The 13,122-nt window shown below is 70.6% G+C and carries 13 protein-coding genes; 10 read left to right on the top strand and 3 right to left on the bottom strand.

Annotated elements, in window-relative coordinates; translation table 11 throughout:
• Positions 1-25: 25 nt before the first annotated feature.
• On the bottom strand, positions 26-1,489 hold the full coding sequence (locus ACFOYY_RS26345) for a hypothetical protein (RefSeq protein ID WP_386192989.1): 1,464 nt from the start codon (positions 1,487-1,489) through the stop codon (positions 26-28).
• A 379-nt stretch (positions 1,490-1,868) separates the two neighbouring features.
• Between ACFOYY_RS26345 and ACFOYY_RS26340 the strand changes: the two genes are divergently transcribed.
• From ACFOYY_RS26340 to ACFOYY_RS26320, 5 genes are all read left to right on the top strand, one after another.
• Positions 1,869-2,378, top strand: a complete 510-nt coding sequence (locus ACFOYY_RS26340) for a MarR family winged helix-turn-helix transcriptional regulator (protein WP_352009623.1) — start codon at positions 1,869-1,871, stop codon at positions 2,376-2,378.
• A 122-nt stretch (positions 2,379-2,500) separates the two neighbouring features.
• Positions 2,501-4,168, top strand: coding sequence for an acyl-CoA mutase large subunit family protein (locus ACFOYY_RS26335; protein WP_352009622.1), 1,668 nt, complete (start codon positions 2,501-2,503; stop codon positions 4,166-4,168).
• Positions 4,169-4,330: 162 nt separating this feature from the next.
• On the top strand, positions 4,331-5,263 hold the full coding sequence (locus tag ACFOYY_RS26330) for a tetratricopeptide repeat protein (RefSeq protein WP_352009621.1): 933 nt from the start codon (positions 4,331-4,333) through the stop codon (positions 5,261-5,263).
• 138 nt (positions 5,264-5,401) lie between these two features.
• A complete protein-coding gene (locus tag ACFOYY_RS26325) occupies positions 5,402-6,031 on the top strand; it encodes a cytidylate kinase-like family protein (protein ID WP_352009620.1) in 630 nt (209 codons plus the stop codon).
• An 80-nt stretch (positions 6,032-6,111) separates the two neighbouring features.
• On the top strand, positions 6,112-7,524 hold the full coding sequence (locus ACFOYY_RS26320; RefSeq protein WP_352010159.1) for an NAD-dependent malic enzyme: 1,413 nt from the start codon (positions 6,112-6,114) through the stop codon (positions 7,522-7,524).
• Positions 7,525-7,527: 3 nt separating this feature from the next.
• Here the strand turns inward: ACFOYY_RS26320 and ACFOYY_RS26315 are convergent, their stop codons facing one another.
• Positions 7,528-7,944: a hypothetical protein gene (locus tag ACFOYY_RS26315; protein ID WP_386192984.1), complete on the bottom strand. Its 417-nt coding sequence runs from the start codon at positions 7,942-7,944 to the stop codon at positions 7,528-7,530.
• Positions 7,945-8,076: 132 nt separating this feature from the next.
• On the opposite strand from ACFOYY_RS26315, the gene ACFOYY_RS26310 reads away from it, so the two are divergent.
• Positions 8,077-8,655 carry a YqgE/AlgH family protein gene (locus ACFOYY_RS26310; protein ID WP_352009618.1) on the top strand — a complete coding sequence of 193 codons (579 nt, stop codon included), beginning with the start codon at positions 8,077-8,079 and terminating at the stop codon, positions 8,653-8,655.
• On the opposite strand, the gene ACFOYY_RS26305 is transcribed toward ACFOYY_RS26310, so the two are convergent.
• A complete protein-coding gene (locus ACFOYY_RS26305; protein WP_352009617.1) occupies positions 8,616-9,299 on the bottom strand; it encodes a TetR family transcriptional regulator in 684 nt (227 codons plus the stop codon). The two genes, ACFOYY_RS26310 and ACFOYY_RS26305, sit on opposite strands and share 40 nt — an antisense overlap.
• Before the next feature lie 162 nt (positions 9,300-9,461).
• Here ACFOYY_RS26305 and ACFOYY_RS26300 point away from each other — a divergent pair, with 162 nt between their 5' ends.
• From ACFOYY_RS26300 to ACFOYY_RS26285, 4 genes are all read left to right on the top strand, one after another.
• Positions 9,462-11,054, top strand: a complete 1,593-nt coding sequence (locus ACFOYY_RS26300) for an MFS transporter (protein ID WP_386192981.1) — start codon at positions 9,462-9,464, stop codon at positions 11,052-11,054.
• Positions 11,055-11,172: 118 nt separating this feature from the next.
• Positions 11,173-11,427 (top strand): DUF3039 domain-containing protein, encoded by a 255-nt coding sequence (locus ACFOYY_RS26295; RefSeq protein ID WP_352009615.1) that lies wholly within the window; start codon positions 11,173-11,175, stop codon positions 11,425-11,427.
• Positions 11,428-11,523: 96 nt separating this feature from the next.
• On the top strand, positions 11,524-12,438 hold the full coding sequence (locus ACFOYY_RS26290) for a zinc metalloprotease (RefSeq protein ID WP_386194064.1): 915 nt from the start codon (positions 11,524-11,526) through the stop codon (positions 12,436-12,438).
• Positions 12,435-13,122: MFS transporter (locus ACFOYY_RS26285; protein WP_386194061.1), on the top strand; the 688-nt coding region annotated here is incomplete at its 3' end. The genes ACFOYY_RS26290 and ACFOYY_RS26285, both read left to right, overlap by 4 nt.

Here is a 13,122-nt window from a genome sequence, read left to right as displayed (position 1 = left end):
CGTGCCGAAGCCTATGCCGATCATGTCATTCGTGGTGGGCCGGACGCGCCTGTCTCGTTCCCCCGTCCGCGCCCCGGGCGGCACACTCCTCGTGACGGCTCATGCCGTTCTCCTGCCCGACCTGCCGCCGGGGAGCCGTCATCCGTCCCGAGTGCCCGGCGCGCCGTACCCGGCCCGGCTGCTCCGGGGCGGCGAGCTGCTCCCGTGGGACGAGCGGCGAGGCCTCGCCGTCCTGGACCGGCTGGGCCGGCTGGAAGGGGCGGAACGGCTGGGCGGGCCGGGCGGTCTGGAACGGCTGCGCCGCCTGTACGGCCTGCCCGCCGAAGAGGTCGCCGCGCAGCCTGCAGGCCGCGAAGTCGGCGTAGTTCAGCCGCAGCCACTCGCGCCGCTGGGCCTCGGTGAGCCCGGAGAACCAGGCGGCGGCGTACTGGTGCTCGGGCAGCGGCCCGCCGGGCAGCGGCTTTCCGCGCAGCCAGGCGATCACGATGTCGCGGTATCCGGCCGCCGGGCTGCCGTCGCACTGCCGGGCCAGGCCCTCGACGAACTCGTCGGCCGCCGCGTCGGCGAACCCGGTCGACAGGTCGTCCACGTGGATCGGGATGGCGCCGGAGGCGGGGGCCGCGGCGTCGCTGCGGGGCCGCTGCTCAAGCCGGGAGAACTCCCCGGGCGTTCCCGCGAGACGGGAGGCGATCTTGACGAACGCGGAGCCGAGTTCGGGCAGCCCCGTGCGCATCCCCGGGTGCACGCAGACCGTGATCGGCCACTCCTGGCAGCTGTAGACCACCCGCTGGGCCGAGACGGTCGCGGGCTGGCTGAGCAGCCTGGCCATCCCCGTGCCCGCGGCGAGCACCGCGAGCAGCGCCCCGGCCAGCGCCAGCGCCTGACGTGTCACCAGTGCCGCCCAGCCGAGCAGCAACGCCGTACTGACGCCGAGCAGCCACAGCGACTGGTCGGTGAAGGCCGTCGAGCTCAGCCCGCGGAACACGTCGTACGGCTCCCGCGTGGCGGGGGTGAGGCGGTCGGTCCAGGTCTGCCCCCTGGCCAGCCAGGTGAACAGGCCGTAGCAGCCGAGCCCGGCGAACACCGGGGTGATCGTCCAGGGCAGCAGCCACCCGGTCACCCATCCGAGCGCGACGTACAGCGTCAGGCCCGCGACCCCCATCACCAGCCCGCTGGGCAGCAGCAGCCCCGCCTGCTCGGTGAGCACGGTCCTGACCGCCATGATCAACGCGGTCGCGGTGAAGGGCGCGGCCACGACCACCGCGATGGCCAGTGGCGCGCGCACGGCCTGCCACGCGCTCTGCGGGCGCCGCCTGGCCCCGCGCCGCCTGCGCACCGCGACCCAGGCGGCGAAGGCGGCGGCCACGGGCCCGGTGAGCCGCAGCGAGCCGATCACCGCGGCGATGACGTTCTCCCACGCGCTGACGCCGGGTATGAGGACGCTCCACGCCGCGACCACGCCGAGCACGAGCAGGACGGCGACAGCCACCAACGCGCTCTGCTGGAGTTCCTCGCGTGAAACGCCCCTGTGCTCACGCACCGCCGTGCGTGGAAGCGGTCCACGCCGTGCCGTCCGTGCTCGGACACGTGCCATAGGTCATACGGCGTACAAGCGCCGTCGAGTCGTCGTTCATCAAGCACCCCCCGTGCTGTGAATGTTCGATGACCGTTCCCCTCGGCCACCGGTCCGGTCGGCGTCCCCCGCAGATCCGGACTGAGCGTGCGCGACCATTTGGCCGCGCCCTCACCATTCGATGTGGGAACCATAACCGAGCGTGACGTTTGACGTCCGGGTTCTTGGCGAAGCCATCGGTTCAGCGCCCTGTGGGCACGGGCGGACGGGGACGAGGCCGCGCTAACGTAACCCTGTGGCTACAGGTCAGCTGAATCTGCCGTTCGACCCCATCGAGCGTGCCGCGGAGACGTGGCGCGTTCATTTCGGACAGTCCTCGGCCATGGCCGCCGTCACGTCGATCATGAGAGCGCACCAGATCCTGCTGGCGCAACTGGACACGCTGCTCAAACCGTATGACTTGACCTTCGCTCGATACGAGGCGTTGGTGCTGCTGACCTTCAGCAAGTCCGGCGCGCTGCCGCTGTCGCGCATCGGCGAGCGGCTGATGGTCCACCCGACGAGTGTCACGAACACCGTCGACCGCCTCGAACGCGCCGGGCTGGTCCGCCGCATGCGCAACCCCCGCGACGGCCGCGGGGTGCTGGCCGAGATCACCACCCGGGGCCGGGAGGTCGTGAGCGAGGCGACGGACGACCTGATGGCGGCCGGTTTCGGCATGACCATGTACGGCGAGGCGGAGCTCGGCCAGATGTTCGGCCTGCTCAGGACCATCAGGGTGGCCGCGGGGGACTTCGAGGGCTGATCGCGGGGCCGGTCGCTTTCTCGTATGCTGGCCAAAAATTAGTAGGACGTCCTAGTATCTTTTCGAGGCCACAAGCCGTCACGAGAAGCCGAGCCGTACAAGGGCGTTAGAGGGAGTTGGCCATGGACGCCGAGGAGATCGAGGCTGGCAGGGCGCGCTGGCAGGCGCGTTTCGACAAGGCAGCCAAGCGTGATTCCGAGTTCCGGACGCTCTCCGGCCTCGACGTCGCGCCCGTATACGGGCCCAAGGAGGACGATCCGCGCTTCGAACGGATCGGATGGCCGGGGGAGTACCCCTTCACCCGAGGCCTGCACCCCACCGGCTACCGGGGCAAGGCGTGGACCATCCGGCAGTTCGCCGGGTTCGGCAACGCCAAGCAGACCAACGAGCGCTACAAGATGATCCTCGGCGCGGGCGGCGGCGGGCTGAGCGTCGCCTTCGACATGCCGACGCTGATGGGCCGCGACTCCGACGACCCCCGCTCGCTCGGGGAGGTCGGCCACTGCGGCGTCGCCATCGACTCCGCGCTGGACATGGACCTGCTCTTCGACGGCATCCCGCTCGGCGACATCACCACCTCGATGACGATCAGCGGTCCCGCCGTGCCGATCTTCTGCATGTACGTCGTCGCGGCGGAACGCCAGGGGGTGCCGGTCGGCAGGCTCAACGGGACGCTGCAGACCGACATCTTCAAGGAGTACATCGCCCAGAAGGAGTGGCTGTTCGCCCCCGAGCCGCACCTGCGGCTGATCGGCGACCTGATGGAGTTCTGCGCCACGAACATCCCGGCCTACAAGCCGCTCAGCGTGTCCGGCTACCACATCCGCGAGGCCGGGGCGACGGCGGCGCAGGAGCTGGCCTTCACCCTGGCCGACGGGTTCGGCTACGTCGAACTCGGCCTGTCCAGGGGGCTGGACGTGGACGTCTTCGCGCCGGGCCTGTCGTTCTTCTTCGACGCGCACATCGACTTCTTCGAGGAGATCGCCAAGTTCAGGGCCGCCAGGCGGATCTGGGCGCGGTGGCTGCGCGACGTCTACGGGGCCAAGACCGACAAGGCCCAGTGGCTGCGCTTCCACACCCAGACGGCCGGTGTCTCCCTGACGGCGCAGCAGCCGTACAACAACGTGGTGCGCACCGCGATCGAGGCGCTCGCCGCGGTGCTCGGCGGCACCAACTCGCTGCACACCAACGCCCTCGACGAGGTCCTGGCGCTGCCCTCGCAGAAGGCCGCCGAGATCGCGCTGCGCACCCAGCAGGTGATCATGGAGGAGACCGAGGTCGTCAACGTGGCCGACCCGCTCGGCGGCTCCTGGTACGTGGAGGCGCTGACCGACAGGATCGAGGCCGAGGCGGAGGCGATCTTCGCCAAGGTCCGGGACATGGGCTCCGACGGGTCGATGACGTCCGGCATCCTGCGCGGCATCGAGGACGGCTGGTTCATGTCCGAGATCGCCGAGGCGGCCTTCGACTACCAGCGCAAGCTGGAGAAGGGCGAGAAGCGGATCGTCGGCGTCAACTGCCACACCGCCTCCATCGACGAGCCGCTGGAGATCCTCAGGATCAGCCACGAGGTCGAGCGCGAGCAGAACCGCGTCCTCGCCGAGCGCAGGACGGCCCGCGACGGGCAGGCCGTCGAGCGGGCGCTCGCCACGATGGTCGAGGTGGCAAGGGGAGAGGGCAACCTGATCCCGTCCATGCTCGACGCGGTCCGCGCCGAGGCCACCCTCGGCGAGATCTGCGACGCGCTGCGCGAGGTGTGGGGCGTCTACACCGAGCCCGCGCGCTTCTAGCAGGATCCCGAAGACCCGAGGGCCGGGCGAGACGGCCCACCTGCCTCCCTACGGCGCGGGGGGTCCGGTGGGCGCGTCCGCCCGGCCCCGGCCTGTCCTCCGGAAGGCGTCCCGGCGTGGTGCCGAGTCGGCGCAGCCGCCCGGATGCGGCAGGATTGGAGTATGAGCCCAGCGGACTTCAAACGAGCAGGATCGCTCTACGGTGCCGTCGATCTCGGCGCGCGCAAGCAGGCGCTCGACGCGCAGGCGCGCCGGGAGGCCACCGCCCAGGAGACCGGCGGAGTACCGGCTCCGGTCGTCGACGTGGACGACACCAACTTCACGCAGGAGGTCGTCGAACGCTCCATGAACAGCCTCGTGCTGCTGGAGCTCACGGTGACCAGGGCGGAACAGGCCAGGGAGTACAGCCTGCTGCTGGAGAAACTGGCCGCGGAGAACGCGGGCCGGTGGACCCTGGCCAGAGTGGACGTCGAGGTCAGCCCGCAGATCGCCCAGGCACTGCGGGTGCAGAACGTGCCGGCGCTCTACGCCCTCTTCCAGGGCCAGCCGGTCGCCGTCGTCCCGGGCATCGCGACGGAGGCGCAGCTGCGCGACTGGCTCTCGCAGCTCCTTGAGGCCCTCGCGCAGTATCTCCCTCCGGTCCCCGAGGGCGGGCAGGCGCAGGAGCAGCCCGCCGAGCCTCCCACCGACCCGGACGTTCTCGCCGCCGAGCAGGCCATCGACGCCGGTGACCTCGACGCCGCGGTCGCCGCCTACGAGCGGCTGCTGGCGCGCTCCCCGAACAACGAGGACGCCAAGATCGGCCTGGCGGGTCTCGGCCTGATCCGGCGTACCCAGGACGTCGACCCCGCCGAGGTGCAGGGCCGCCTGTCCGACCCCGCCGACCTCGACGCCCAGCTCCTGGCCGCCGACTTCGAGATGCTCTCCGGCGACGTGGACCAGGCCTTCGAACGGCTCGTCGCGGTCGTGCGGCGCACCTCGGGCGACGACCGAGACCGGGTCAGGACCCGCCTGCTCAGCCTGTTCGAGACCCTTCCCGCGGACGACCCCTCCGTGGGCAAGGCCCGCAGGAACCTGGCCAGCGCCCTGTTCTGACCCGTCCGAGGCCTCCCGGGCGCCGCGTGTGTGTCCGCCACCCGCGCCGGGAGGGCCGGGACGCCCCGGATAAGGGTCCGCCGTAAAAGCGCCGGCCCACGGGTATGGACGCCCCCGGTTTCCGGGCATGAACAGGTCATGCGGGTCGTCACCATCTCCGCGACGTACGGCACCGCCGGAAGCGTTATCGGACCGGCGGTCGCCGGGCGTCTCGGAGTCCCCTTCCTCGACCGGGCGATCCCCGGCACGGTCGCCGTCGAGCTCGGCTGCAGCCTGGAGGACGTCCTGGCGCACGACGACCGGGCCGAGCACGGGCTGGCCCGGCTGCTGGCCGGGGCGATGCGGCTGCCCGCGGCGAGCTTCGGCGGCATCGACATGTACATCCCCGGCGTCATGCCGCTGCCCGCCGAGGACTTCGTCGCCCACACCGAACGGGTGATCAGACAGATCGCCGGGGAGCAGGGCGGGGTGTTCCTCGGCAGGGCGGGCGCGCTCGTGCTGGCCGACCACCCCGGCGCCCTGCACGTACGGCTGGACGCGCCGCTGACCCGCAGGGTCGTCCAGACGGCGACCCTGAGCGGGGTGACCGAGCGTCAGGCGCGCCGGATCATCGAGGACAACGACCGGGCGCGGGCCGCCTACGTCCGCCACTTCTACCGCGCGGACGCGGCCTGCCCGACCCTCTACCACCTCGTGCTGGACAGCACGAGCATCCCGGTCGACACGTGCGTGGAGCTGATTGTGACCGCATCGACAGCTCTGAGCTGAGCGACCCGGTACGGACACCGGTCCGTTGGTGGCACGATGGAGGGACTCCAACCAGTCCTGTCGCGAAGGAGCGAATGACTGTGGCGACCGTGCCGAGCGTGTCCTACTCCATCACCGTGCGCCTTGAGGTGCCCGCAGGGGGCAAGGCCGTCAGCCAGCTCACCCACGCCGTAGAGTCAGCCGGAGGGGTGGTCACCGCACTCGACGTCACCACCGCCGGGCACGAGACCCTGCGCATCGACGTCACCTGCGCCGCACGTGACACCGACCACGCCCAGGCCATCGTCGACAAGCTGGACGCCGTGGAGGGAGTCGTCCTCCACAAGGTCTCCGACCGGACCTTCCTCATGCACCTCGGCGGCAAGATCGAGATGCGCTCCAAGGTGCCGCTGCGTAACCGTGACGAGCTGTCCATGGCCTACACGCCCGGCGTCGCCCGGGTCTCCATGGCCATCGCGCGCAACCCGGAGGACGCCAGGCGGCTGACCATCAAGCGGAACACCGTCGCCGTGGTCACCGACGGCTCCGCGGTGCTCGGTCTGGGCAACATCGGCCCCGCCGCCGCGCTGCCCGTCATGGAGGGCAAGGCCGCTCTCTTCAAGCGCTTCGCCGACATCGACGCCTGGCCGATCTGTCTCGACACCCAGGACGTCGACGAGATCGTCCGCACCGTCCAGGTCATCGCCCCCGGCTTCGGCGGCATCAACCTGGAGGACATCTCCGCGCCGCGCTGCTTCGAGGTCGAGCGGCGGCTGCGGGAGCTGCTGGACATCCCGGTCTTCCACGACGACCAGCACGGCACCGCGATCTGCGTGCTGGCCGCGCTCACCAACGCGCTGCGCGTGGTCGGCAAGGAGCTCGGCGAGGTCCGCATCACGCTGGCCGGCGCCGGGGCGGCCGGTACGGCGGTGCTGCGCCTGCTGCTGGCGGCCGGTGCCCGCAACGTGGTCGTCTGCGACTACCTGGGCGCGGTGCACAGCGGCAGGGAGGACCTCGACGACTCGCTGCGCTGGATCGCCGAGCACACCAACGCCGAGGGCTACGCCGGTGACCTGCGGGGCGCGATCAAGGGGGCCGACGTGTTCGTCGGCGTCTCCGCCCCCGGCATCCTCACCGGCGACGACATCGCGACGATGGCCGACGGAGCGGTGGTCTTCGCGCTGGCCAACCCCGAGCCCGAGGTCTCGCCCGACGACGCCCGCGAGCACGCGGCCGTGGTCGCCACCGGTCGTTCGGACTACCCGAACCAGATCAACAACGTGCTGGCCTTCCCCGGTGTCTTCCGCGGTCTGCTCGACGCGCAGGCCAGCGTGGTGAGCCAGGAGATGCTGCTGGCGGCGGCTCGGGCGCTGGCGGCCGTGGTCACCGCCGAGGAACTCGGCCCCAACTACATCATTCCCAGCGTGTTCCACGCCGACGTCGCGGGCGCCGTCGCCGCCGCCGTGCGCGAGTCGGCGGGTGGCAGGGCGCGCACCGGCATGACCGAGGCGTAGCACTCAGAGCCTCCGCCCGGGACGGCGGCGGCCGTCCGGCGGGTGTCCGGGGCCGATCGGCTGTGACGGGGTACGGCGTGGCCACAGCACGCCGTACCACCACAGCGCACCGCCGGTGAGCGTCACGCCTGCGGCGGTCGCGGCCCAGGCGGGCAGGCCGACGGCGGGTTCGACTCCGGCGAGCGGGCCCGTCTCCCAGGGACGCGGCGCACCGAGAACGGACAGGGACCGCGGGGTCCTGCGCCCCGGTCGTGCCCTCTGGTGTCCGGCGCTCGGCGCCCTGACGCCGTGTCCCGTGAGGGGTGCGCCCGTCCGGTGCGGCTCGCCGGTGCCTTGTGTGGGGAGGGTGCCCGCGACGAAGAGGAAGACCAGCGCGAAGAACGCCACGGGGGTGATCGTCGCCTCGCCATCCTGTCGCATTTCTCCCCCATTTATTGGTGTATGTACTGAGGGTTCCCGTTTGGCTGCTTTGCGTAACGCAGGGTGATATCTGGAAGATCTGGAGTGGGGGTAGCGCAGCGAGATCCGCCTTTGACCCTTCATGATGGAGACATGGCGGAGGCGATCTACGTCGGTGGCCTGCTGGTGGCGACGCCGCGGCTCGACGACCCCAACTTCCGGCGGAGCGTGGTCCTCGTCCTGGAGCACGACCTCGACGGCGGCACGCTCGGCGTGGTGCTCAACCGGCCGAGTGACATCTCGGTGACACAGGTGCTGCCCACCTGGGACCCCATGGTGACCGGCCCGTCGGTGCTCTTCCAGGGAGGGCCGGTGCAGACCGACAGTGCCCTGGCCCTGGCCGCGGTCCCGAGCGGGCAGGAGCCCCTGGGGTGGCGGCGGTTGCACTCGGGAACCGACGCGGTCTCCAGGATCGGGACCGTCGACCTGGACGCCCCTCCGGAGATCCTCGCCGGGGAGATCGCACAGATGCGGATCTTCGCGGGTTACGCGGGGTGGTCGGCCGGGCAGCTCGAAGCCGAGATCGGCCAGGGGGCGTGGTACGTCGTGGACTCCGAACCCGGCGACACCTTCCACCACGACCCCGGATCACTGTGGCGGGCGGTGCTCCGTCGTCAGCGCGACGAACTGGCCTACGTGGCGACCTGCCCCGACGACCCCTCGATGAACTGACCGGGCAGAACGGGGCGGGTCGGCGGTCGGTCCCAGCCGGGACGCAGTGATTCCTCGGCCATCGCGAGCACCGCGTCGAGGCGCGCGCTGATGGAGCCGGTGATGGAGACGTCGTTCACCCGGCAGTGCTCGAAGCCCGTCCTGGCCACCGAGACGAACAGCGCGACGGCGAAGTGCGTCAGCAGGTCGTCGTCGCCGACGCCCTCGCGCCTGGCGACCTCCTCGATCAGCCGCCGCTCGTTGCCCATCAGGCGGTGCATGCTCCCGGCGAGGAGGGCGGGGGTGCTCTCGATCAGCTCACGCGCCTTGAGGAACCTGGCCGTCTCGGTCGGATCGGACTCCTCTAGCATGGCGACGACCGCGCGCATGGCGTGACCGAGGGCGGTGAACGGCGGCTCCTCGGACGGGCGGGCGGCCAGTTCGGCGAGCATGACCTCCTGGCCGTCGAGAGGCAGCGAGAGGGCGACGTCCTCCTTGGTCGCGAAGTAGCGGAAGAACGTGCGAGGCGAGACGTCCGCCGCGGCCGCGATCTGGTCGACGGTCGTCGCCTCGTAGCCCTGCTCGGCGAACAGGTCAAGGGCGGCGTCGATCAACGCGAGCCTGGTCCTGTGCTTCTTGCGCTCGCGCAGGCCGTGCTGACCCATGCGTGTCACCTCTCCGAAACGTATCGTTCACAGTCTGCCATAAGTCATGGGCTGCCTCTTCAAAGGATTTGTCACTTGTCAGCGACTGTCATAAATTACCGGGTGTTGACGCCTCAATCGACATAAGCGGGGCGAAGCGAACTCACGAGGGGACCCCTTCCCATGGCACAAGCCAAGACGGTGGCCGCACCACCACCGTCGGACCTGGGCACGACGCGACAGGGCCACCCATGGCTCACACTTCTGTCCGTGTCGCTCGGCGTGATCATGGTGATGCTGGACGGCACCGTCGTCTCCATCGCCAACCCGGTGATCGCCCAGGACCTCAAGGCATCTCTGTCCGACCTGCAGTGGGTGACCAGCGGTTACCTGCTCGCGCTCGCCGTGTTCCTGATCACCGCGGGGAAACTCGGTGACCTGTTCGGACACAAGCGAATCTTCCTGATCGGCGTCGCGGGCTTCGCGCTCAGCTCGCTCGCGATCGGCCTCAGCTCCTCGGTCGGCATGCTGATCGGGCTGCGCGTGCTCCAGGGCCTGTTCGGCGCGCTGCTGCAGCCCGCCGCCCTCGCGCTGCTGCGGGTCGCCTTCCCCGGCGAGCGGCTGAAGACGGCGATGGGTGCCTGGGGCGGCATCATCGGCCTGTCCAGCGCCGCGGGCCCGATCGTCGGCGGCCTGCTGGTCGAGAACGTCAGCTGGCAGTCGGTCTTCTTCATCAACGTCCCCGTGGGCATCGCCGCCCTGGCCATGGGCCTGTGGGTGCTGACCGAGAGCCGGGCGCGGACCCTGTCCAGGGTCGACTGGCTGGGCGTCCTGCTGTTGTCGGTCGCGATGTTCTCCCTGGTCTGGGCGATCATCCAGGCTCCCACCTGGGGCTGGGGCGACGCGCGCACGATCGGCTTCCTGGCCGCGGCCGTGGTGGTCGGCGGGGTGTTCCTGCGGTGGCAGACCCGCTCGTCGGAGCCGCTCCTGCCGCTCAGCCTCTTCGCCAACGCCTCGGTCTCCATCGGCACCGGCCTGATGATGCTGGTCGCGTTCTCCATGTTCGGCGCGATGTTCTTCCTCACGTTCTTCTTCCAGGGCGTGCACGGCCTCTCGCCCCTGGAGTCGGGTCTGCGGATGCTGCCGATGAGCGCGGGCATGATCGTCGCCTCACCGCTGGCCGCCGTGCTCATCGGCAGGTTCGGCACCAAGATCACGATCACGGGCGGCATGCTGATCACCGGGCTGGCGATGTTCCTGCTGTCCCGGCTCAGCCTCGACGCGGCGTTCATCGACAGCGGCATCCCGTTCGCCCTGCTCGCCTTCGGCCTCTCGCCGGTCTTCGTCGGCGCGACCGAGATCATCGTCGGCAACGCCCCGGAGGACCTCAGCGGCGTCGCGGGCGGAGTCCAGCAGTCGGCCATGCAGGTGGGCGGAGCGCTCGGCACCGCCATCCTCGGTGCGATCGTCTCGGCCAGGGTCGCCGACGTCTACCAGGACCACTGGTCGCAGGCCAAGCTCCCCGCACTGCCTCCGCAGCAGGTGGACGGGCTGCAGGAACTCGCCACCTTCGGCGGGGCGCCGACCGCCCAGATGATGCCGGGCGTGCCCGAGCCGCTCGTGCAGGCCATCGGCAAGGTCTCCCACCTGTCCTTCCTGGACGGCATGCACCTGGGTTTCACCGTCAGCACGGGCGTCGCGGTGCTGGCCGCCGTGCTCGCGCTGTTCGTCAAGGCGGGCCGCAAGAGCGAGGACGCCCCCATCCACATGGGGTGATCCCTGCGACGGCTCCCGCCCCTGCCGGCGGGAGCCGTGCCCGTCCCTGGCGGGGTCGGTGGAGAAACGGCGTGCGCCGGATCCGGGATCGCGGCCCCGCGGGCATAAAATCGTCAGGGTGAGCACGAAAATTCTCCCTGAGAGCGACATCCGTCCCGACCTCTCGTTCGGTGACGGCGACCACGAGCGGTTCGCCCACTACGTCGAGAAAGACAAGATCATGGAGAGCGCGTTCACCGGCACCCCGGTGCGCGCGATCTGTGGCAAGGTCTGGGTGCCGAACCGGGACCCGCAGAAGTTCCCGGTCTGCCCCGAGTGCAAGGAGATCTACGAAGGACTCCCGAAGGGCGAGGACGACAGCGGCAAGGAATGAGTGTTGCTGACGGGTGATCGCCGCCGATGAGGCTACGGTCGGGATGTCACCGCCTGGCGGTTGACGGCCAGCGAACGTGACATCTCGGGGGAGTGCATGGCTCGGCGTGCGATCGCCGTCGTCTCGGCGTGCCTGTTCACCGTGGGCGCCCTGCCCGGACTCCCCGCCACGGCGGTCGCCGTGAGCGGACGAGGCTGTACGGCGGGCGCGCGGGGAGCGCTCCCCGGCAGGGGCTCAGAACCGTACGCCCCGCGGCCCGCGCAGGTCGCCGAGATGCTCGCCGACCTCGCGCTGCGCCGGTCGCGGGCGCGACGCGTCCCGACGGCCACCATCACCGTCCCCACCTGGGCGCACGTCGTCACCGAGGGTGTCCTCGGGGCGCAGGACGACGCGGTGCGCGCGCAGATCGCCGCCCTCAACTCCGCCTACGGAGGCCGCTACGGCGGCGTGGACACCGGGGTCCGCTTCCGGCTCGACGGGATCACCAGGACCGAGAACACGGCCTGGTTCCGCGGTCCGCTCACCTACGAACGGCCGCTCAAGCAGATGCGCCGGGGTGGCCCGGAGACCCTCAACCTCTACATCGCCCAGCTCGGCCAGCTCGTGCTCGGCTACTCGACCTACCCCCACTGGTACCGCAACGAGCCCCAGCTCGACGGCGTGGTCGTCGACTGGCGGACGCTGCCCGGCGGGTCGCTGCGGAACTTCGACCGGGGGTTCACCGCCGTCCACGAGATCGGCCACTGGCTGGGCCTGCTGCACACCTTCGAGAACGGCTGCGAGTCGCCCGGAGACGCGGTCGACGACACCCCGCCGGAGGCTCAGCCGACCGAGGGCTGCCCGGCGGCCAAGGACACCTGCAAGGGTGGCGGTTCCGACCCGATCCACAACTTCATGGACTACGCCCAGGATCGCTGTATGTCCGAGTTCACCACCGGACAAGCGGGCAGAATGCATGAAATATGGGCCCTTTACCGCAGTCGGGAGGCGGCCACTACCCTTAACGGGTGACAGTACCGAAGACCCTCGACGCTCCATACCAGTCCCCCCGGATCTTCGGTCCGGAATACCGCACGGCCTCCCTCGGGATCCTGCTCGTCGTCACCCTGATCGCCTTCGAAGGCATGTCCGTCGGTGCCGTGATGCCCGCGGTGTCCAAGGACCTCGACGCGCTCGACCTGTACGGCATGAGCTTCTCGGCCTTCCTCATCGCGGGCCTTTTCGCCAACGTCGTCGCCGGGCTCTGGTCCGACCGCAGAGGGCACGCCTGGCCCTTCCTGCTCGGGGTCGGCCTGTTCGTGACCGGCATGGCGATGGCGGGCGCCGCCGGGTCGAAGGAGTTGTTCATCGCGGCACGGGCCGTGCAGGGCCTCGGCGGCGGGGCGGTCATCGTGGCGGTCTACGTGATGATCGCGCGGGTGTACGTGCCCGAGGCCAGACCCAAGGTCTTCGCCGCCCTGTCGGCCGCCTGGGTGCTGCCCGCGCTGGTCGGCCCCGGCCTCGGCGGGCTCGTCGCCGCGACGCTCGGCTGGCGCTGGGTCTTCTACGGCATCGTGCCGCTGGTGATCCCCGCCCTGCTGATGCTCCTGCCCGCGCTGCGCCCGCGTGGGGCCGAAACCGAACCAGGTGCCGGGCCGGACACGGAAGCGGGGGTCGCTCCGGCGCCCTCCGGGGAGCGGTCGAGGCCGCTGGCGA

Origin of the sequence: Streptosporangium jomthongense, assembly GCF_042650425.1 — a bacterium.
Lineage (GTDB): Bacteria > Actinomycetota > Actinomycetes > Streptosporangiales > Streptosporangiaceae > Streptosporangium.
Note: the sequence above shows the minus strand (reverse complement) of the source record. Positions and strands in the feature narration are given on the sequence as shown.

Excerpts from the sequence above, each read along its gene's own strand:
- ACFOYY_RS26335 (WP_352009622.1), top strand. The coding sequence starts at position 2,501 with ATGGACGCCGAGGAGATCGAGGCTGGCAGGGCGCGCTGGCAGGCGCGT.
- ACFOYY_RS26330 (WP_352009621.1), top strand. The coding sequence starts at position 4,331 with ATGAGCCCAGCGGACTTCAAACGAGCAGGATCGCTCTACGGTGCCGTC.
- ACFOYY_RS26325 (WP_352009620.1), top strand. The coding sequence starts at position 5,402 with ATGCGGGTCGTCACCATCTCCGCGACGTACGGCACCGCCGGAAGCGTT.
- ACFOYY_RS26315 (WP_386192984.1), bottom strand. The coding sequence starts at position 7,944 with ATGCGACAGGATGGCGAGGCGACGATCACCCCCGTGGCGTTCTTCGCG.
- ACFOYY_RS26310 (WP_352009618.1), top strand. The coding sequence starts at position 8,077 with ATGGCGGAGGCGATCTACGTCGGTGGCCTGCTGGTGGCGACGCCGCGG.
- ACFOYY_RS26305 (WP_352009617.1), bottom strand. The coding sequence starts at position 9,299 with ATGGGTCAGCACGGCCTGCGCGAGCGCAAGAAGCACAGGACCAGGCTC.
- ACFOYY_RS26300 (WP_386192981.1), top strand. The coding sequence starts at position 9,462 with ATGGCACAAGCCAAGACGGTGGCCGCACCACCACCGTCGGACCTGGGC.
- ACFOYY_RS26290 (WP_386194064.1), top strand. The coding sequence starts at position 11,524 with ATGGCTCGGCGTGCGATCGCCGTCGTCTCGGCGTGCCTGTTCACCGTG.